Annotated in this window: 16 protein-coding genes and 1 pseudogene; 10 read left to right on the forward strand and 7 right to left on the reverse strand. The window is 72.4% G+C overall.

Annotated features, from left to right (window positions below):
• Nucleotides 1-191: 191 nt before the first annotated feature.
• A complete protein-coding gene (locus ACIGG8_RS00005; protein WP_396544295.1) occupies nucleotides 192-1181 on the reverse strand; it encodes a tetratricopeptide repeat protein in 990 nt (329 codons plus the stop codon).
• Between the two features lie 366 nt (nucleotides 1182-1547).
• Here ACIGG8_RS00005 and ACIGG8_RS00010 point away from each other — a divergent pair, with 366 nt between their 5' ends.
• Complete coding sequence (locus ACIGG8_RS00010) at nucleotides 1548-2255, forward strand: TetR/AcrR family transcriptional regulator (RefSeq protein WP_396544297.1); 708 nt, start codon at nucleotides 1548-1550, stop codon at nucleotides 2253-2255.
• 75 nt (nucleotides 2256-2330) lie between these two features.
• On the opposite strand, the gene ACIGG8_RS00015 is transcribed toward ACIGG8_RS00010, so the two are convergent.
• The 3 genes from ACIGG8_RS00015 to ACIGG8_RS00025 all read right to left on the reverse strand — a co-directional run bounded on the left by ACIGG8_RS00015 (nucleotide 2331) and on the right by ACIGG8_RS00025 (nucleotide 5277).
• The gene (locus ACIGG8_RS00015) at nucleotides 2331-4016 is read right to left on the reverse strand and encodes a methylmalonyl-CoA mutase family protein (protein ID WP_350520237.1); all 1686 of its coding nucleotides are present in this window, start codon (nucleotides 4014-4016) and stop codon (nucleotides 2331-2333) included.
• 306 nt (nucleotides 4017-4322) lie between these two features.
• Nucleotides 4323-4664, reverse strand: a complete 342-nt coding sequence (locus tag ACIGG8_RS00020; protein WP_350520238.1) for a DUF3817 domain-containing protein — start codon at nucleotides 4662-4664, stop codon at nucleotides 4323-4325.
• Nucleotides 4665-4740: 76 nt separating this feature from the next.
• Nucleotides 4741-5277: a MarR family transcriptional regulator gene (locus ACIGG8_RS00025; RefSeq protein ID WP_350520239.1), complete on the reverse strand. Its 537-nt coding sequence runs from the start codon at nucleotides 5275-5277 to the stop codon at nucleotides 4741-4743.
• A 496-nt stretch (nucleotides 5278-5773) separates the two neighbouring features.
• On the opposite strand from ACIGG8_RS00025, the gene ACIGG8_RS00030 reads away from it, so the two are divergent.
• Both ACIGG8_RS00030 and ACIGG8_RS00035 read left to right on the forward strand, forming a co-directional pair.
• Nucleotides 5774-7402: a M4 family metallopeptidase gene (locus ACIGG8_RS00030; RefSeq protein ID WP_396544300.1), complete on the forward strand. Its 1629-nt coding sequence runs from the start codon at nucleotides 5774-5776 to the stop codon at nucleotides 7400-7402.
• A gap of 490 nt (nucleotides 7403-7892) precedes the next feature.
• Nucleotides 7893-9518 carry a M4 family metallopeptidase gene (locus ACIGG8_RS00035; protein ID WP_396544302.1) on the forward strand — a complete coding sequence of 542 codons (1626 nt, stop codon included), beginning with the start codon at nucleotides 7893-7895 and terminating at the stop codon, nucleotides 9516-9518.
• A gap of 205 nt (nucleotides 9519-9723) precedes the next feature.
• On the opposite strand, the gene ACIGG8_RS00040 is transcribed toward ACIGG8_RS00035, so the two are convergent.
• Entirely contained in the window at nucleotides 9724-10035 is a 312-nt protein-coding gene (locus ACIGG8_RS00040; protein ID WP_350520242.1) for a DUF3817 domain-containing protein, read from the reverse strand.
• Between the two features lie 294 nt (nucleotides 10036-10329).
• Between ACIGG8_RS00040 and ACIGG8_RS00045 the strand changes: the two genes are divergently transcribed.
• The 5 genes from ACIGG8_RS00045 (at nucleotide 10330) to ACIGG8_RS00065 (ending at nucleotide 14161) form a co-directional block, all read left to right on the forward strand.
• The gene (locus ACIGG8_RS00045) at nucleotides 10330-11127 is read left to right on the forward strand and encodes a DUF2127 domain-containing protein (RefSeq protein WP_350520243.1); all 798 of its coding nucleotides are present in this window, start codon (nucleotides 10330-10332) and stop codon (nucleotides 11125-11127) included.
• A gap of 80 nt (nucleotides 11128-11207) precedes the next feature.
• Nucleotides 11208-11846, forward strand: a complete 639-nt coding sequence (locus ACIGG8_RS00050; RefSeq protein WP_350520244.1) for an AIM24 family protein — start codon at nucleotides 11208-11210, stop codon at nucleotides 11844-11846.
• Nucleotides 11846-12496, forward strand: coding sequence for an AIM24 family protein (locus tag ACIGG8_RS00055; protein WP_396544304.1), 651 nt, complete (start codon nucleotides 11846-11848; stop codon nucleotides 12494-12496). The genes ACIGG8_RS00050 and ACIGG8_RS00055 overlap by 1 nt, the downstream gene beginning before the upstream one ends.
• 299 nt (nucleotides 12497-12795) lie before the next feature.
• Complete coding sequence (locus ACIGG8_RS00060; RefSeq protein ID WP_350520348.1) at nucleotides 12796-13605, forward strand: AIM24 family protein; 810 nt, start codon at nucleotides 12796-12798, stop codon at nucleotides 13603-13605.
• A gap of 40 nt (nucleotides 13606-13645) precedes the next feature.
• On the forward strand, nucleotides 13646-14161 hold the full coding sequence (locus ACIGG8_RS00065; RefSeq protein WP_350520246.1) for a MarR family transcriptional regulator: 516 nt from the start codon (nucleotides 13646-13648) through the stop codon (nucleotides 14159-14161).
• Nucleotides 14162-14289: 128 nt separating this feature from the next.
• Here the strand turns inward: ACIGG8_RS00065 and meaB are convergent, their stop codons facing one another.
• Together meaB and ACIGG8_RS00075 are read right to left on the reverse strand one after the other, a co-directional pair.
• A complete protein-coding gene (meaB, locus tag ACIGG8_RS00070) occupies nucleotides 14290-15246 on the reverse strand; it encodes a methylmalonyl Co-A mutase-associated GTPase MeaB (RefSeq protein WP_350522897.1) in 957 nt (318 codons plus the stop codon).
• Between the two features lie 89 nt (nucleotides 15247-15335).
• Nucleotides 15336-16529 (reverse strand): acetyl-CoA C-acetyltransferase, encoded by a 1194-nt coding sequence (locus tag ACIGG8_RS00075; protein WP_350522898.1) that lies wholly within the window; start codon nucleotides 16527-16529, stop codon nucleotides 15336-15338.
• 245 nt (nucleotides 16530-16774) lie between these two features.
• On the opposite strand from ACIGG8_RS00075, the gene mce reads away from it, so the two are divergent.
• Nucleotides 16775-17215, forward strand: a complete 441-nt coding sequence (mce, locus tag ACIGG8_RS00080) for a methylmalonyl-CoA epimerase (RefSeq protein ID WP_350522899.1) — start codon at nucleotides 16775-16777, stop codon at nucleotides 17213-17215.
• Between the two features lie 510 nt (nucleotides 17216-17725).
• A pseudogene (locus tag ACIGG8_RS00085) lies at nucleotides 17726-20163 on the forward strand (hypothetical protein); the annotation flags it as partial.

Genomic DNA, 20163 nt, shown 5'->3' on the forward strand with positions numbered 1-20163 from the left:
GTAAACCTCTGTCCGGTTGACCGGATTGTCGCCAAATCACCTGGCGACACCGCAGGTCATCCGCCGTGCCAGCCGACCGGCCGAAGCCGGGTCGGACCCGGCCTCGGAGCGGACCCGAACCGCTCTCGGAGCGGACCCGAACCGCTCTCGGAACGGGCCCGAACCGGCGTCGGAACGGGCCCGGACCGGGGTCAGAACAGGACGCGCGCCAGCGCCGTACGGGCCGCGGTGACCCGCGGGTCGTCCGACCCGATCACCTCGAACAGCTCCAGCAGGCGCAGCCGGGCGGTGTCCCGGTCCTCGCCGGCCGTCCGCCCGACGGTGTCCACCAGGCGCCCGAAGGCGTCCTCGACGTGGCCGCCGACCAGGTCCAGGTCGGCCGCCTGGAGCTGGATCGCGACGTTCTTCGGCTCGGCGGCGGCCGCCGTCCGGACGTCCTGCAGGTCCAGGCCCTCGATCCGCTGCAGCAGCTCGGCCTGGGCCAGGCCCAGCTTGGCCTCGGTGTTGCCCGGCTGGTCGGTCAGCACGTTCTTGTACGCCTGGATGGCGCCGCCCAGGTCACCGGCGTCCAGCGCGTCGTGCGCGGCGGCCAGCGCCGGGTCCTCGGGACGCTCCGGGGCCGCGGCCGGGGCCTCCCCCGGGGCGCCCGCGCCGCCCACGCCGAAGCGCTGCTCGGCGACCAGGATCAGCTGGTCCAGGATCTTGCGGATGTTGGCGGCGCTCTCCGCGCCCTGGAACAGCGGCACCAGCTGGCCGGCCACCACGGCCATCACGGCCGGGATGCCCTGGATGCCGAACTGCTGGGCCAGCAGCTGGTTCGAGTCCACGTCGATCTTGGCGAGCACGAAGCGGCCGGCGTACTCCTCGGCCAGGCCCTCCAGGACCGGGCTGAGCTGCTTGCAGGGGCCGCACCACTCGGCCCAGAAGTCGATGACGACCGGCACCTCGGTGGAGCGCTGGACGACGTCGGATTCGAAGGTGTCCTCGGTGACGTCGATGACGAGCTGGAGGGCGGACTGGGCGGGGGCGACTCCGGCCGCTTCGGCGGCGGCCGCCTGACGGGCCCGCTCGGCCCGGGCCTGCTCGGCCTTCTGTGCGGCCTCGCCGGCCGCCTTCACTGCGGCGAGGTCGACCGCGCCGCGCAGGGCGGAGCTGTTGGGACGCGAATTCCGTGGCTGCATGGCACCATCCTCCCCCGTCCGCGCTGCTCGCGGGCACCATCCTCGGGAAAGTCGGCTCGCGCGGGGCGCGCTGCGCCGGTTCCCGGGCGTGGTACCCGCCCCCCGGTAGCCTGGACCGTTCGGCGCGGATCCCCACCCGCGCCCGCGCCGCTCCCGTCCCACGGTCGCGGCGCCTGGTTGTCACCGTTCTTTCGCTACGAGTCGTAGCGTAACTGGAGGCGGTGCCCCGGCCGCAAGCCCCACCGGCGGTTCGGCGACGTGACCTGCCCCACTTTCCCGGGTGGCCCGGCTGCCCGAATCGGCCAACAGTCGCTACCGTTACCTGCCCCACCCAAGTTACTTACCAGTAAAGCGCAAGGAGGCCCGGTGCCGGCCGCCCAGCCCCCCGCGAGCCCGGAGAGCACGGTCCCGACGTGCACGGACCCGGCGAGCTCGGCCCCGGAAGCCGCGCACCCGACCCAGGAGGCCGTCGGCACCGCCCGGGCCAAGGGCCGCCCGCGCAGCGCCGCCGCCGACCGCGCCATCCTCGCCGCCACCCGCGAAGCCCTCGCCGAACTCGGCTGGGGTGGACTGACCATGGGCCACGTGGCGAGCCGGGCCGGGGTCGCCAAGACCACGCTCTACCGCCGCTGGCCCTCCAAGAACGAACTGGTCGTCGACGCCGTCGCCACGCTCTTCGACGACCTGGTGATGCCCGACCTCGGCAGCCTGCGGGCCGACATCGAGGCCGTGGTGGCCCAGTTCGCCGACCTGCTGGCCCGCCCGGAGACCCAGGCCGCGCTGCTCGCGCTGTTCGCCGAGGGCATCCGCGACCGGCAGCTGCACCGCCGGATCCGCGAGGCCATCGTGGACCCGCAGAAGCGGCTGGTCCGCCAGGGCCGGACGGCCGCCCAGGCGCGCGGCGAACTCGAACCGGACACCGACGCCGGGTCCGCCTGCGAGGAGGTCGACATCATCTTCGACACCATCGCGGGCACCGTCGAACACCGCGTCCTGGTCAGCGGCGAGCCGATCACCCCCGAGTGGACCCGCCGCTTCACCGACCTGCTGCTGGGCCCGCTCACCACCTGCTGAGGGCACGACGGAGCCGCCCGTACGGAACCCCGTACGGGCGGCTTCCCGCGCTCCTGCGGCCGTTCGCCGGCCCGGTCAGAACGCCGCGTTCTCCTGGTACGTGCCCCACTCCTGCCGCAGCGCGTTGCAGATCTCGCCCAGCGTCGCCTCGGCGCGCACCGCGTCCAGCATCGGCGGGATCATCGACTCGCCCGAGCGCGCCGCCGCCAGCATGGCGTCCAGCCCGGCCCGCACGGCCGCGTCGTCCCGGCCCGCCTTGCGCTCGCCCAGCACGCGCACCTGCTCGCGCTCGACCTCGTGGCTGACCCGCAGGATCTCCAGCTCGGGGGTGACGCTGCGCGGGTGGCAGTTGACGCCGACCACGCGCTTCTCGCCCTTCTCCACGCCCTGCTGGTACTGGAAGGCGGCCTCGGCGATCTCGCCGGTGAACCAGCCCTCCTCGATGCCGCGCAGGATGCCGGAGGTGATCGGGCCGATCTCGTGGTCCTCGCTGCCCTTGTCCAGGATCCGCTGGAAGATCGCCTCGGCCTGCTGCTCGATCCGGTCGGTCAGCGCCTCGACGTACCAGGAACCGCCCAGCGGGTCCGCCACGTTGGCGACACCGGTCTCCTCCATCAGCACCTGCTGGGTGCGCAGGGCGATCTCGGCGGCCTGCTCGGAAGGCAGCGCCAGGGTCTCGTCCAGCGCGTTGGTGTGCAGCGAGTTGGTGCCGCCGAGCACCGCGGACAGCGCCTCGACGGCGGTGCGGACCACGTTGTTGTACGGCTGCTGCGCGGTGAGCGAGACGCCGGCGGTCTGGGTGTGGAAGCGCAGCCACTGCGCCTTGTCGGTCTTGGCGCCGAAGCGGTCGCGCATCCAGCGGGCCCAGATCCGGCGCGCGGCACGGAACTTGGCGATCTCCTCGAAGAAGTCCAGGTGCGCGTCGAAGAAGAAGGACAGGCCGGGTGCGAAGACATCCACGTCCAGGCCCCGGGACAGGCCCAGCTCGACGTAGCCGAAACCGTCCGCGAGGGTGTACGCCAGCTCCTGCGCGGCCGTCGCCCCGGCCTCGCGGATGTGGTAGCCGGAGACGGACAGCGGCTTGTACGCGGGGATGCCCTCGGCGCAGTAGGCCATCAGGTCGCCGATCAGGCGCAGGTGCGGCTCGGGGGCGAAGAGCCACTCCTTCTGCGCGATGTACTCCTTGAAGATGTCCGTCTGCAGGGTGCCGTTGAGCACCGCCGGGTCGACGCCCTGGCGCTCGGCGGCGACCAGGTACATGCAGAAGATCGGGACGGCCGGGCCGCTGATCGTCATCGAGGTGGTGACCCCGCCGAGCGGGATGTCCTTGAACAGCACCTCCATGTCGGCGGCCGAGTCGATGGCCACGCCGCAGTGGCCGACCTCGCCCAGCGACTTGGGGTCGTCGGAGTCGTAGCCCATCAGGGTGGGCATGTCGAAGGCGACCGAGAGGCCGCCGCCGCCCGCGTCCAGGATCATCCGGTAGCGCTCGTTGGTCTGCTGCGCGTTGCCGAAGCCGGCGAACTGGCGGATGGTCCAGGTGCGGCCCCGGTAGCCGGTCGGGTGCAGGCCGCGGGTGTACGGGTACTCGCCCGGCCAGCCGATCCGCTCGAAGCCCTCGTAGGCCTGCCCGGCGGGCGGGCCGTAGACCGGCTCGACCTCGTCCCCGGAGAGGGTGGTGAAGTCCGCGTCCCGCTTGCGGGCCTTGTCGTACCGCTGCTGCCAGCGCTGCCGTCCGCGCTCGATCTCCTCGGCGTCCATGACCCCGAACTCCGCTCCGTACGGCCGCCACGGCGACGGGCGGCACAGCTATTAGGACGTCCTACTAATTTACTCGGACGTCCTAGTACTTGTCGACGGACGACACCCCCGAAAGGGCCGGCGGGTGGAACCGACCGGGTAGGCGGGCGGGGGCGGCCGGACCGGCGGGTGGAGCCGACCGGGCCGGCGGGGCGGGCCGGACGGGTCCGGGAACGCCGAGGGCCCCTCCCCCGCGGTGGGGAAGGGGCCCTCGTACGGGCTCCCGGGCGGCGGACCGCCGCGCGGACTCCCGGGCGGCCGGTCGGCTCAGACGCCGGCCGGCTGGCGGGCACCGGTGCCCGCCGGCAGCTTCTCGGCGGCCTCGCGGGCCACCTTGCGCTCGAAGACGAAGGAGAGGAACGGGATGCAGCCCGCCGCCAGGGTCAGCACCAGCCGGCCGAGCGGCCACTTCAGCTTCTGCCCGAGCAGGAAGGTCACCACGAAGTACCCGATGTACAGGTAGCCGTGCAGCATCGCGACGTACGTGGTCACGTCCTCGGCCGTGCTGAAGCCGTACTTCGCGACCATGAAACCGCAGAACACCAGCAGTGCCACACCGGTCGCAATGGCCAGGGCCCGGTACCAGCCCAGCAGGGGGGTCGCCTTCATACTCTTCCTCGCCTCGCTCGGCAGTTTCCGCCGGTACGCCCGGATCCGCGCACCGCTCCCACGAGGGTAGCCGTCCTCACGCCTCCGCCTGCGCAGCCCCCTCGTCGGGCTCGGAGAAGTCACCGGCCGCGATCCGCAGCGGCTTCAGCAGGTCGAACACCTGGCGGCACTGCTCGGGGCCGTACTCCTCCAGCCCGAACTCCATCGCCATGAGCTCCCGGGTGGCCTCCTCGACCGCCTCCCGGCCGCGCCCGGTGATCGCGGCCAGCACGCCGCGGCCGTCCAGCGGGTTCGGGCGGCGGGCGACCAGGCCGGCCCGCTCCAGGCGGTCGACGGTGTTGGTCACGCTGGTCGGGTGGACCATGAGCCGCTCGCCGATCTTGGAGAGCGATAGCTCGCCGGTCCGGCTGAAGGTCAGCAGCACCAGCGCCTCGTAGCGGGCGAAGGTCAGCCCGTACGGCTTGAGCACCGCGTCCACCCGGGAGAGCAGGATCTGGTGGGCGCGCATGATCGAGGTGATCGCCGCCATCGAGGGGACTCCGCCCCAGCGGCGGGTCCACAGCTCGTCGGCGCGGGCGATCGGGTCGAAGTCGAGTGCGAGGGGCTTGGCCACCTCCTTACCGTACCGGCGGACGGTAAGGGTGCTACCAGCTGTCCTGATGGTGGACAAGCGCAACGTGTGGCGGGATCCCGCCAATCGGACGGCCAGGTCCATACCAGGACATTACACCGGTGTGAACGGACTGCAACGGACGTACGGCGCACCGGGGTTGGCCACTGATCGCGCCAACACCGCTCCAACAGGCCTCCGTTCGGGCGGTAACCCGTCGAACGGAGGGGTGATCCGTTCCTTTTGTCCGCTCGTTCACAATCCTTCCCCCTGGCGGGACTTGGCCAATTCATGAGCAAGACCTGTCATTTGTTTTGCTCGATTGTCATGCTTTCCGCCAACCCCGTACGGCCCTCCACCACCCCCACCCCCGGTGGCCGGCCGCTCGACCGCTCGGGGCCCTGAACGTCAGTGCCCGTCCCGCCCCTCAGGTGCCGACCCCGGCCCCCGGGACGCGGCGCGACCGCGCCCACACGCGGTTTCCCGGAAGGACTCGTCCGTGAAGCGAAAGCTCGCCGCAGTCGCCGTACTCTCCGCCACCGCTCTGCTCACCGGCGTCGTCCAGGTCAGCACCGTGGCCGTGGCGGACCCCGCCCCGCACTCCCGGGCCGGACAGCGCGCCGACCTGATCGCCCTGGCGAACGGCCAGGCGGGCAAGGTGGCGCACGCCCTGGCCCTGGGCGGCCAGGAGCAGCTGGTGGCCAAGGACGCCGTGGTGGACGCCGACGGCACCCGTCACTTCCGTTACGAGCGCACCTTCGCCGGCCTCCCGGTCCTGGGCGGTGACCTGGTGGTGCACCAGAAGGCGGACGGCTCGACCACCTCCGTGGACAAGGCCACCGGTGCGACCATCGCCCTGCCGAGCCTCACCCCGCAGATCCCCGCCGACAAGGCCGCCGCCCAGGCGACCGGCGCCGTGCAGTCCACCGTCGGCATCACCGCCGACGCGGACGAGGCGCCGCTGACGGCGGTGCACCAGACCGGCAAGGCCGAGCTGGTGGTCTGGGCCACCGACGGCAACCCGCGCCTGGCGTACCGCACCACCGTCGAGGGCGAGCGCGCCGACGGCACCCCGAGCCGTCAGCTGCTGGTCACCGACGCGGCCAGTGGCCAGGTGCTCTCCACCCACGAGGAGGTGCAGACCGCCGCCGGCACCGGCAAGGGCGTCTTCGTGGGCACCGTCCCGCTGACCACCACCCAGAGCGGCTCCTCCTACCAGCTCAAGGACGCGACCCGCGGCGGGCAGGCCACCTACACCCTGAAGAGCAAGACGTCCGGCTCCGGCACCCTGGTCGCCAACACCACCGACAGCTTCGGCAACGGCCTGGCCTCCAACGCGGAGTCCGCCGCGGTGGACGCCCAGTTCGGCGCGGCCGCCACCTGGGACTTCTACAAGAACACCTTCGGCCGCAACGGCATCAAGAACGACGGCGTCGGCGCCGCGAGCCGGGTCCACTACGGCCGCAACTACGTCAACGCGTTCTGGGACGACAGCTGCTTCTGCATGACCTACGGCGACGGCACGAGCAACACCCACCCGCTGACCGAACTCGACGTGGCCGGCCACGAGATGAGCCACGGCGTCACCTCCGCCACCGCCAACCTGAACTACTCGGGCGAGTCCGGCGGCCTCAACGAGGCCACCTCGGACATCTTCGGCACCATGGTCGAGTTCTACGCCAACCTGGCCGCCGACAAGCCGGACTACCTCATCGGCGAGCTGATCAACATCAACGGCGACGGCAAGCCGCTGCGCTACATGGACCAGCCCTCCAAGGACGGCGCCTCGGCCGACTACTGGTCCTCCAGCGTCGGCAGCAAGGACGTCCACTACTCCTCCGGCGTCGCCAACCACTTCTTCTACCTGCTCGCCGAGGGCAGCGGCGCCAAGACCGTCAACGGCGTCAGCTACAACAGCCCGACCTACAACAACTCCACCCTCGCGGGCATCGGCCGGGACAAGGCCGCGCAGATCTGGTACCGCGCGCTGACCACCTACTTCACCTCCACCACCAACTACGCGGGGGCCCGCACCGGCACCCTGAAGGCCGCTGCGGACCTGTACGGCGCGAGCAGCGCCGAGTACAGCGCCGTCGCCGCGACCTGGACCGCCGTCAACGTCAACTGACCCACGGCGCAAGCGATCCGGACGCCCGGGGCCCCTCGGAGGGAGGGCAGGCCCCGGGCGTCCGCCCGTTCGGGGCTGCCGGTTCGGGGCTGCCGGTTCGGGGGCGTTCGTTCAGGGGCGTTCGTTCGGGCCGTTCATCCGGAACTGCTGCTTCGGGGCCGTCCGGCTGTCAAGGTCGCCCGGCTGGCGGAGTCCCGCCAGGGGGGGCGAACGCGGCATACCGGGCAACGGGCAGCAACCGAACCATCCGTACCGGGACTGGCGATTCCTGGCCAATCCCCGGACGCGGCCTGTCCATTCCGGCCCGAAATTGTCATGCTTCTGACCACGTCCCGTCCGACCTCCGCCACCCCCACCCATCGGCGGAGCGTCAGGAACCGCACGGGAACGGCACGTCCGCGCCCTACCGCCCCAACGGTGCCAACCCCGGCGCCCCGGTACGCGGCGCACCCGCACGCACCCGCGGGTCTCGTGGAAGGAACCCCCGTCCATGAAGCGAAAGCTGACCGTCGGAGCCGTACTCTCCGCCACCGCCCTGCTGGCCGGCGTCGTCCAGATCGCCGCCGTCCCCGCCCAGGCCGCCGCCCCCGCGCCGGAGCAGCAGCAGTCCGCGCTGCTCGCGTTCGCCGCCGGGCAGAGCGCCCCGGTCGCGCAGGCCCTCGCCCTCGGCGGCCAGGAGAAGCTGGTCCCCAAGGACGTCGTGGTGGACCGGGACGGCACCCGCCACCTCCGGTACGAGCGGACCTACGCCGGCCTGCCGGTGCTCGGCGGCGACCTGGTCGTCCACCAGAAGGCCGACGGCTCGGTGGGCTCGGTCGACCGCGCCTTCGCCGGCCGGCTGTCCGTGCCCACCCTGACCCCGGCCGTCGCCGCGGGCCAGGCGGCCGAGCGGGCCACCGCCGCGGTGCGCGCCACGGTCGGCATCGCCGCCGACGCGGACGAGGCGGCGCTCAGCAAGGTCGACGGCGCCGGCGCGACCGAGCTGGTCGTCTGGGCGGCCGACGGCGCCCCGCGCCTGGCCCACCGCACGGTGGTCACGGGCGAGCGGGCGGACGGCACCCCGAGCCGCCAGGACGTCGTCACCGACGCCGCCACCGGCCAGGTGCTCTCCAGCCAGGAGCACGTGCAGACCGCGACCGGCACCGGCAAGGGCGTCAACGTCGGCACCGTCACGCTGACCACCACCCAGAGCGGCTCCAACTACCAGCTCAAGGACGCCTCCCGGGGCAACCAGTCGACCACCGACCTCAAGGGCGGCACCTCGGGCAGCGGCACGCTGTTCACCAACACCACCAACTCCTGGGGCAACGGCTCGCCGTCCAACCGTGAATCCGCCGCGGTGGACGCCCAGTTCGGCGCCGCGGCCACCTGGGACTACTACAAGAACACCTTCGGCCGCAGCGGCATCAAGAACAACGGCGTCGGCGCGGCGAGCCGGGTCCACTACAGCACCAACTACGTCAACGCCTTCTGGGACGACTCCTGCTTCTGCATGACCTACGGCGACGGCTCCGGCAACACCCACCCGCTGACCGCCATCGACGTCTCCGGCCACGAGATGAGCCACGGCGTCACCTCGGCCACCGCCGGCCTGAACTACTCGGGCGAGTCCGGCGGCCTCAACGAGGCCACCTCGGACATCTTCGGCACCATGGTCGAGTGGTCCGCCAACCTGCCCGCCGACCCGCCGGACTACCTGATCGGCGAGAAGCTCAACATCAACGGCAACGGCACCCCGCTGCGCTACATGGACAAGCCCTCCAAGGACGGCGCGTCGGCCGACTACTGGTCGTCCACCGTCGGCAACAAGGACGTCCACTACTCCTCCGGCGTCGCCAACCACTTCTTCTTCCTGCTGGCCGAGGGCAGCGGCGCCAAGGTGATCAACGGGGTCAGCTACAACAGCCCGACCTCCAACGGCTCGACGGTGACCGGCATCGGCCGGACCAAGGCGGCGGCCGTCTGGTACCGCGCGCTGACCGTCTACATGACCTCCACCACCAACTACAAGGCCGCCCGCACGGCGACCCTGAAGGCCGCCACCGACCTGTACGGCGCGACCAGCACCGAGTACAAGACGGTCGCGGCGGCCTGGAGCGCGGTGAACGTCAACTAGCCGTCCGCTCCGGCACGAGCCACCCCCGGTAAGAAACGGCGACAGGCTGCCGCGGCCCTTTGGGAGAGGAGGCCGTGGCAGCCTGTCGACCGTCCGCGCCGCGGATCGGTCCGGTGTCGAGCGGTGGCGGGACCCGAACGGAGGCGGGACCCGAACGGGGGCGGGACCCCCCGGACGGTGGCGGGACCCGGGCGCCGGGCGGGGATCAGGCGGTGGCGGGCTTCAGCTCGCCGCGCTCCTCCCGGCCGAGCATCCGCTCGGCGAGGAAGCCGCCGGTGGGCAGCACCGCGAGGACGAACAGCAGGACGCCGCGCTTGGCGTCCCACTTCTGCGTCTGCCAGGCCTGGATCCAGAAGACCACGTACAGGATGAACAGGACCCCGTGGACCATGCCCATCACCGGGACAGCGTCGAACGAGGTGGTCCGCTTCAGCACCGAGCAGATCAGCAGCAGGATGAACGAGACCCCTTCGGGGCCGGAGACCAGGCGCAGGCGGTGGACGGCGCTGCTGTTCACGTTGGGTACCTCAATACGGGGGTCGGAGGCGCGGGCGCGCTTGTGAAGCGACTCACAAGCCTTCCGGTCATTATCACCGAGCACACGTCCGACGCCCCTGCCGGGGGTGGGCTCCGTGCCCGATCTCACAGCACCCGCGCGCGGCGCCGCCGCCCCCGCGGTCCCGTCCCTGTCACAGCTGTGTGCCGGAACACGACCGAGCGCGACGGCCCGTCACCGGGAACCCCTATCCTGCTGCCCGCGCGCCCACCGATCCGGGCGCCGGAAGCATCACGCCACGGGGGTAGTCACCACATGTTCAAGCGCGACTGGGACCGCAGGACCTGCGCCAAGCGCGGCCACATCACCTACGCGCCCACCGAGCCCGAGCTGGCGTCCCGGCTGCACGCCGCCACCGCCCTCGGCGACGCCTGGCGCTGCCTGCGCTGCGGCGACTTCGCACTGGGCGCCCCGCACGGCTCCGGGCCCGCCGGGGACGCGCCGCTGGTGCCGCGCGGCAAGGCGCTGCGGGACCTCTTCATCCTGCGCTTCCTCGCCGTCGAGCGGGTGCTGCGCGGGCTGCTGATCATCGTGGTCGCCTGGGCCGTGTGGAAGTTCTCCAACAGCCAGGACGCGGTGCACCGGATCTTCGACGAGAACCTGACGGTCTTCCGGCCCGTCACCGACCACTTCCACTGGGACCTCGAACACGCCCCGATCGTCGAGACGATCCGCAAGACCTTCGACTTCAAGAAGAGCACCCTGCTGATCGTCGCGGGCGCGCTGGTGGCCTACGCCCTGATCGAGATCGTCGAAGCGGTCGGCCTCTGGCTGAACAAGCGCTGGGCCGAGTACCTGACGGTGGTCGCCACCGCGGCCTTCCTGCCGCTGGAGGGCTACGAGCTGAGCCACCACGTGAGCGCGGTGAAGATCTGCACCCTGGTGCTCAACATCGCGGCGGTCCTCTGGATCATGCTCTCCAAGCGCCTGTTCGGACTGCGCGGCGGCGTGGTGGCCTTCGAGGCCGAGCGCCACTCGGCCTCGCTGCTGGAGGTCGAGCAGGCAGCCGGCGCGATCCCGCACCCCGGACACGGGGCGCACGCACGGAGCTGACCGGCGCATTTGTCGCAGCCCCGTACCAGTTGCGCCCCGCACTCTCCCCGCGCCACGGCCGCACCGGCTAGATTGCGGCCGTGGCACAGTTCAGACTCCAGGGATCGCGAGTGCTCGCCGTCGACATGGGCGGGGACGCCGTCAAGGCCCGACACGGCTCCATGGTCGCCTACACCGGGCAGATGACCTTCAAGAAGCTGACCGGCGGCGGGGACGGCCTACGCGGCATGGTCGCCCGCCGGCTGACCGGCGAGAAGATGACGGTCATGGAGGTGAAGGGCCAGGGCACCTGCTACTTCGCCGACAAGGCCGCCGAGATCAACCTGGTCCGGCTGAACGGCGAGACGCTCTACGTCGAGGCGGACAACCTGCTCTGCACGGAATCCTCCCTGCACACCGGCACCAGCTTCACCGGCCTGAACGGCATGTCCTCCGGCAACGGCCTCTTCACCACCAAGGTGGAGGGGCACGGCTGGGCCGCCGTCACCTCCAACGGGCCCGCCCTCATCCTGCGGGTCGACAAGGGCATGCCGCTGCGGGTGGACCCGGGCGCGTACGTGGCGCACACCGGCAACCTGCACCGCAGCCTGAAGTCGGGCGCGGGCTGGACCACGGTCATCGGCGAGGGCGGCGGCGAGGCCGTCCAGGTCGAGTTCACCGGCGACGGCCTGGTGTACGTGCAGCCCTCCGAGAAGATCACCATCGGGGGTGACGTCTGATGGGCTTCACGAAGATCAACGGAAAGATGGTCGAGGCCCAGGTGGTGCCCGGCCAGCGGCTGTTCAGCCAGCGTGGCGCGATGCTCGCCTACAGCGGCGACGTCCGCTTCACGCCGAACATCACCGGCGGGCAGGGCGGCGTGATGTCGATGATCGGCCGCCGGGTGGCCAACGAGGACACCCCGCTGATGACCGTCGAGGGCCAGGGCCGGGTCATGTTCGGCCACGGCGGCCACCACGTCCACGTGATCGACCTGTTCGGCGACACCCTGTACGTCGAGGCGGACCGGCTGCTCGCCCTCGAGGGCACGCTGCGGCAGTCCACCATGTTCATGGGCTCGCAGGGCGGGGTGATGGGCATGGTCCGCGGCCAGGTCACCGGCCAGGGCCTGTTCACCACCAAGCTGGAGGGCAACGGCTCCGTCGCGGTGATGGCGCACGGCGGCGTCTTCGAGCTGCCGATCGTCCCCGGCCAGTCGGTGCACGTCGACCCGCAGGCGTACGTGGCGCACCGCGGCGACGTGCGCAACAAGCTGTCCACCGCGATCGGCTGGCGCGACATGATCGGCCGCGGCTCGGGCGAGGCGTTCCAGCTGGAGCTGTCCGGCCAGGGCACGGTGTACGTCCAGGCGAGCGAGGAGAAGCTCTGATGTCCTACCCGCCGCAGCCCCCGTACGGGTCGCCGCACGACCAGCCGACCCAGCCCGGCTTCGTCGTGCCGCCGCCCCCGCCGAACCACGGCCCGCAGCAGGGCTACCCGCAACAGGGCGGGTACCCGTCGCAGGGCGGCCACCCGCAGCAGGGCGGGTACCCCCAGCAGGGCGGCCACCCGTCGCAGGGCGGGTACCAGACGCCTCCGCCCGGGCAGCCGCAGCAGTACGCCCAGCCGCCCGCGCAGCAGCCCCAACAGGCTTACGCCCAGGAGCAGTTCGGCGGCCCGATCGCTCCGCTGCCGACCGCCCAGGGCGGCACCGGCCCGGTGGTGCACGACGTGCACAGCCTGCCGGTCAACGACAACGTCAACCCGTACGCCTTCTCGGTTGAGCTGAACGGGTCCTACTTCCTGCAGAAGGGCAAGATGGTCGCCTACTACGGCGACATCACCTTCAAGGGCGTCGGCGCCGGGATGATCGACCGGATGCTCGGGCAGCACTTCAACTCGCCGATGCACGCGGCGGACTGGGTGGTCGCCGAGGGCCGCGGCAAGCTGCTGCTGGCCGACCGGGCGTTCGACCTCAACTCGTACGACCTGGAGGACGGCAACCTGACCGTCCGCTCCGGCAACCTGCTCGCCTTCGACCCGACGCTGCGGCTCAAGCAGTCGATCATCCCGGGCTTCCTGACCCTGATCGGCACCGGCCGCTTCGTCGCCGCCTCCAACGGGCCGGTGCACTTCGTCGAACCGCCGCTCCGGGTGGACCCGCAGGCCCTGGTCGGCTGGGCGGACTGCCCGGCGCCGTGCCACCACTACGACCACGACTACATGCACGGGCTGATCGGCGGCATCCGGCGGCTGACCGGCATCGGCGGCGCCTCCGGCGAGGAGCACCAGTTCGAGTTCATCGGCGCCGGGCAGGTGCTGCTGCAGTCCAGCGAGAAGCTGATGGCCGAGCGGTCGGTCGGCCAGGTCGGCGCCGAGGCGGGCGTCCCGATGGGCGGGGTGCCGTCGCAGCCGGGTTCGGCCGGTCACGGCGGCGGCAATCCCAACCTGCCGGGGCTGGGTAACCTGGGCGAACTCGGCCGACGTTTCGGCCTGTAAACTCGTACAAGATTGAACTAAATCAGGTATGCTGGGTGCCATGGATACGCACACGATCGACACTGCGGACAACCCTCCGTCGCAGCCCGAGGAGGAGACTCCCTGGCTGACCGTCAGGGAGCAGCGGATGTGGCGCGCCCATCTGGAGGTCTCCAAGCTGCTGGAGTACCAGCTCAGCCGCGAGCTCCAGCCCCACAACCTGGCGATCAACGACTACGAGATCCTGGTCGTGCTCTCCGAGGCCCCGGACCGCCGGATGCGGATGACCGACCTCGCGACGGCCACCCTGCAGTCGAAGAGCCGGCTCTCCCACCAGATCACCCGGATGGAGAACGCCGGCCTGGTGCTCCGCCAGGAGTGCCCCGGTGACCGCCGCGGCCTCTACGCCCACCTCACCGAGCAGGGCTGGGAGACCATGCAGCGCGTCGCGCCGGACCACGTGCGCAGCGTCCGGGCGCACTTCATCGACCGCTTCACCCCGGAGCAGCTGGACGCCATGTTCGACGCCCTCGCGCCGATCGCCGACCACCTCCGCGGCCTCCGCGGCCGCGGCTAGCCGCGCTCGCACTCCCCCGCCCCGCCGCGACCACCCTCGCGGCGGGGCGGCCCGCATTCCGGGGACCCCTCGGCACCTCCTGCGCAGGAAGTCGGCCACACCGACTTCCTGCGCAGGAGGACCGGCGGTCAGCTCGTGGTCAGGCCGGCGACGAGTTCGTCGGCGGCGCCGTACGGGTCCAGCTCGCCGGCGGCGACCCGCTCGGCCAGCGCCGCCAGGTGACGGTCCCCGCGGAGGTCGCCGATCCGGGCGCGCAGCTCGGCGAGCGCGATCGCCTCGATCTCCTCGGCGGCCCGGCGGCGGCGGCGCACCGCGAGCTCGCCGTGCTCCTCCAGCCAGGCGCGGTGCTTCTCCAGCGCCTCGACGACCTCGTCCACGCCCTCGCCGCGGGCCGCGACGGTCTTCACGATCGGCGGGCGCCAGTCCCCCGCCTCGCGGGCCTCGCCGAGGCCCAGCATGTGGTTGAGCTCCCGGGCGGTGGCGTCGGCGCCGTCCCGGTCGGCCTTGTTGACCACGAAGACGTCGCCGATCTCCAGGATCCCGGCCTTGGCGGCCTGGATGCCGTCGCCCATCCCGGGGGCCAGCAGCACCACGGTGGTGTCGGCCTGGGCGGCGATCTCGACCTCGGACTGGCCGACGCCGACGGTCTCGACCAGGATCACCTCGCAGCCGGCCGCGTCCAGCACCCGCAGCGCCTGGGGTGCCGTCCAGGAGAGCCCGCCGAGGTGGCCGCGGGTGGCCATCGAGCGGATGAACACCTCGGGGTCGGTGGCGTGGTCCTGCATCCGGACGCGGTCGCCCAGCAGTGCGCCGCCGGAGAACGGCGAGGACGGGTCGACGGCCAGGACCCCGACCCGCTTGCCGAGCCGCCGGTAGGCGGAGACCAGGGCCGAGGTGGAGGTGGACTTGCCGACCCCCGGCGAGCCGGTCAGGCCGACGGTGTAGGCCTGGCCGGTGTACGGCGCGAGCGCGGCCATCGCCTCCCGCAGCTGCGGCGCGGCGTTCTCGACTAGCGTGATCAGTCGGGCGACGGCCCGCGGCCGGCCCTCCCGGGCCTGCTCGACCAGCGTGGCGACATCGATCATCAGGGTCTCCTTGCGCGGATGTCGTCGTATGCCGAAGGGGCTGCGGACCGCTTGTGGCGGTCCGCAGCCCCGAAGATCAGATCAGCTGATCAGGCCTTCGGGACGCGCACGATGAGCGCGTCACCCTGGCCACCGCCGCCGCACAGCGCGGCCGCGCCCACCCCGCCGCCGCGGCGCTGCAGCTCCAGCGCCAGGGTCAGCACCACGCGGGCGCCGGACATGCCGATCGGGTGGCCGAGCGCGATCGCGCCGCCGTTGACGTTGACGATGTCCGAGGAGACGCCCAGGTCCTTCATCGACTGGTGGGCGACGGCCGCGAACGCCTCGTTGATCTCGATCAGGTCGAGGTCGGCGACCTCCAGGCCCTCCTTGGCCAGCGCGTGCTTGATCGCGTTGGACGGCTGCGACTGCAGCGAGTTGTCCGGGCCGGCCACGTTGCCGTGCGCGCCGATCTCGGCGATCCAGGTCAGGCCCAGCTCCTCGGCCTTGGCCTTGCTCATCACGACCACCGCGGCGGCGCCGTCGGAGATCTGCGAGGCGGTGCCGGCGGTGATCGTGCCGTCCTTGGTGAACGCCGGGCGCAGCTTGGCCAGGCCCTCGACGGTGGTGTCCGCGCGGATGCCCTCGTCCTGGCTGAACAGCACCGGCTCGCCCTTGCGCTGCGGGATGGCGACCGGGACGATCTCGGCGTCGAAGACGCCGTCGGCCTGCGCCTTGGCGGCCCGCTGGTGCGAGGCGGCGGCGATCTCGTCCTGCACCTCGCGCGGGATGCCCAGGCGGGTGTTGTGCTTCTCGGTGGACTCGCCCATCGGGATGTTCTCGTAGGCGTCGGTGAGGCCGTCGTACGCCATGGCGTCCAGCATCTCGATCGCGCCGTACTTGAAGCCCTCGCGGGACTTCGGCAGCAGGTGCGGGGCGTTGGTCATCGACTCCTGGCCGCCGGCCACGACGATGTCGAACTCGCCGGCGCGGATCAGCTGGTCGGCCAGCGCGATGGCGTCCAGGCCGGAGAGGCAGACCTTGTTGATGGTCAGCGCCGGGACGTTCATCGGGATGCCGGCCTTGACGGCGGCCTGGCGGGCCGGGATCTGGCCGGCGCCGGCCTGCAGCACCTGGCCCATGATCACGTACTGGACCTGGTCACCCGTGATGCCGGACCGCTCCAGCGCGGCCTTGATGGCGACGCCGCCGAGGTCGGCACCGGAGAAACCCTTGAGGGAGCCGAGCAGGCGACCCATCGGGGTCCGAGCACCGGCAACGATCACAGAGGTGGTGTTGGTCATGGGACGGGCCCCTTCGCACGTCGTGGCCAGGTGAGGATGCGCTCAATGTACTGACCTGTTACCCGCCCGTCACCGGAGCGACGGTGTGATCGAGCGCACTGGCACCCTCCAGTCAACACCGTGCCGACGCGGTCCGGGTGAACCCCGCCGCGTGTGAGCAGGCTCGCACGTCCGGCACTGGCGTCGGTCGCGGGCCATGCGCTGCACTTGGTGCCACCCTTGTCCCCAACCACCCGGAGGTCGCCGTGCTGACCCGAATCGACCACATCGGCATCGCCTGCCGAGACCTCGACAAGACGGTCGAGTTCTACCGCGCCACCTACGGCTTCGAGGTCTTCCACTCCGAGGTCAACGAGGAGCAGGGCGTCCGCGAGGCCATGCTGCGGATCAACGGGACCGACGACGGCGGTGCCTCCTACCTCCAGCTGCTGGAGCCCACCCGGCCCGACTCCACCGTCGCCAAGTGGCTGGAGAAGAACGGCGAGGGCGTGCACCACATCGCGTTCGGCACCGCCGACGTGGACGGCGACGCCGAGGCCATCCGCGGCAAGGGCGTGCGGGTCCTCTACGACGAGCCGCGGATCGGCTCGATGGGCTCCCGGATCACCTTCCTGCACCCGAAGGACTGCGGCGGCGTGCTGACGGAGCTGGTGACGTCCGCCCGGAACGCCCACGACGAGCACTGATCGTCCGCCGGACCGGCCCCAGGGTGCCGCACGCTCCGGCGGCACCCGACGGTCCGTCGGCCATGACCCGTCAGTAACCTGGGCGGAACAGCCGGAAAACCCCCCTGCGGCCATTCCCCCGCCGTCCGCTCCCACTACAATGCCCAGGTGCGCGAAGACTCCGGGGGACGGAGGGGACGGGCACGGCCGAAGACAGGCCCGTCCGCCCGCCGGCGGCAGGCCGGTCGCAAGGGGAGTCCATTACGCGGGCACGGCTGAACAGTCGCAAGACGGATCTGTCACCATTCTCCACAAGGCAAGAGTTCGCCCAGGAGTCCACCCGGACGGGGGAACGCGGTACCCCCGCGCTTCCACGCCCCGGACTCCGACGACCGCGGCGGGCGGCCCCGGATTGGCGTGGGGTCGTCCACGTGCTGCGGATGCAAGGACCAGTCGGACCGGACCCCGGGAATCGGGAGCCCGGAACCGGCCGGGTCGAGGACGCGACCAGGAGATGGATGGGACCGCGGAGTGCGGGGCAACGACCGCTACGAGGCTGACGATCACCTCTCCCAGTTCGAGGCCGAGATGGGTCGGACTCGGAAGGAGCGGGACAAGGCAGTCGAGCATGCCGAGGACCTCGCCTACCAGGTGGAGGTGCTCCGGGCGAAACTGCACGAGTCCCGTCGCATGCTCGCCCAGCCGCGCGCCTTCGACGCCGTCTCCGGCCAGGCCGAGCAGATGCTCCGCACGGCCGAGATGCAGGCCCAGCAGATGCGTGCCGACGCCGAGCGCCAGCTGCGCGACTCCCAGGCCGCCACCCAGCGGATCATGGCCGAGGCCGCCGAGCGCACCGCCCGTCTGGAGGCCGAGCTCACCGCCCGCCGCCGCCAGCTGGAGGACGAGCTCGCCGAGCTGCGCCGGTCCGCCGAGCAGCACGTCAACGGCTGGGCCGAGCAGACCAGGGCCGGCTCCGAACAGGAGGCCCAGCGCCTCCTCCAGGAAGCCCGCGTCGAGGCCGAGCGGATGGTCACCGCCGCCCGCGCGGAGGCCGTCGCGCTCGCCGACCAGGCCCGCGCCCAGACCGCCGCCGACGTCGACGCCGCCCGCGGCGAGGCCCACGCCGCCGCCGAGGCCGCCCTCCAGCGGGCCCAGAGCGACGCCGAGCGTCTGCTGCGCGCCGCCTCCGAACAGGCCCAGCAGGCCGGTGCCCAGGCCGCCGCCGACGTCGACGCCGCCCGCGGCGAGGCCCAGCAGCAGCTGGCCGCCGCCCACGCCGCCGCCGAGCACCAGCTCGCCGCCGCCAAGGCCGAGATCGACCAGCTCAAGGCGCAGGCCGCCGTCGAGCAGAGCCGGGCCGAGCAGCAGCTGTCCGCCGCCAAGGCCGAGATAGACCGGCTGCGCGCCGAGGCCATCGCCGAGGCGGAGCGCACCCGACACGAGGCCGCCGCCCTGCGGGCCCAGGCCGAGCAGGCCGCCGAACAGCTCCAGGCCGACGCCGAGGCCGCCGCCGTGCGCAAGGTCGCCGACGGCGAGGCCGCCAACGAACAGCGGTCGCAGACCGCCCGGGCCGAGGTCGCCCGGATGGTGGCCCAGGCCACCAAGGAAGCCGACGCGATCCGCGCCGAGGCCGAGCAGGTGCGGTCCGCGGCGTCCACCAAGCAGGCCGAGGCCGACGCCGCCAAGGCCGCCGCCGCCGAGGAGAGCGAGCGACTGCGGGCCACCGCCGAGTCGGTCGCCTCCGAGCTGCGCGCCGAGGCCGAGGCCGCGATCGCGGAGCTGCGCGCCCGGGCCGAGCGGGACGTCGCCGAGCTGCGGGCCCAGGCCCACGCCGAGGCGCAGCGACTGCGCAGCGAGGCCGAGGAGGAGGGCCGGGCGGCCGGGGCCAAGGACGCCACCGTCCACCTCGCCAAGGCCGCCAAGACCGCCGAGGAGGTGCTCGGCCGCGCCAACCAGGACGCCGAGACCGCCCGGAACGCGGCCTCCGCCGAGGCCGAACGGATCCGCACCGAGGCCGCCGCCGAGGCGCAGCGCCTGCGCGAGCAGGCCCAGGCCGCCGTGGAGCAGGCCCAGAACGCCGCACTGGACGACGCCGCCGCGATCCGCGAGCGGATCGAGCAGATGCAGGACGAGGCCGCCCGGCTGCGCGCCGAGGCCGAGGAGCTGCGCTCCCAGGCCGCCGCGGAGGCCGAGCGGGTCCGCGGCGAGGCCCGCCGTCAGGCGGTGCTGCAGATCGAGGAGTCGGCGAAGAACGCCGAGGAACTGCTCACCAAGGCCGAGGCCGACGCGGACGAGCTGCGCGCGGGCGCGGCCGGCGAGATCGAGCGGCTGCGCGAGCAGGCCCAGGAGCAGGCCGCCGAGACCCAGGGCCGGGCCGAGCAGACCCTGACCCGGGCCCGCACCGAGGCCGCCAAGATCACCGCCGCCGCCGAGCAGCAGGGCCAGGACGCGCTCTCCGCCGCCAAGGCCGCGGCCGCCGAGAACCGCGCCGCCGCCGAGCGCGAGACCGCCGAACTCCGGCGTGAGGCAACCGAGTTCGACCAGCGGGTCCGGGCTGAGGCGAACGCCGCCGCAGAGGCCGTGACCGCCGAGGCGCAGGCCGGGGCGAACGCCGTGCGGGACGCCGCGGTCGCCGACGCCGAACGGGTGCGCGCCGAGGCCGACACGGAGGCCGCCCGGGCCCGGGCCGAGGCCGAGGCCGCCGCCGACGCACTGCGCGAGGAGAGCCGCCGCGAGCGCGAGGACGCGGCCACCGGGCTGCGCCGCGAGCGCGAGGAGACCGCCGACCAGCTGGCCGCCGCCAAGGCCGCCCGTACCCAGGCCGAGCAGGCCGCCGCCGAGCTCCGCGAGACCGCCGCCGCCCACGCCGCCGAGGTGCGGGCCGAGGCCGAGCAGGCCGCCGGCGAACTGCGGGCCCTCGCCCAGCGCGAGACCACCCAGCAGCGCGAGACCGCCGAGGCCTACGCCGA

This window comes from Kitasatospora sp. NPDC085464, assembly GCF_044541955.1.
GTDB lineage: Bacteria > Actinomycetota > Actinomycetes > Streptomycetales > Streptomycetaceae > Kitasatospora.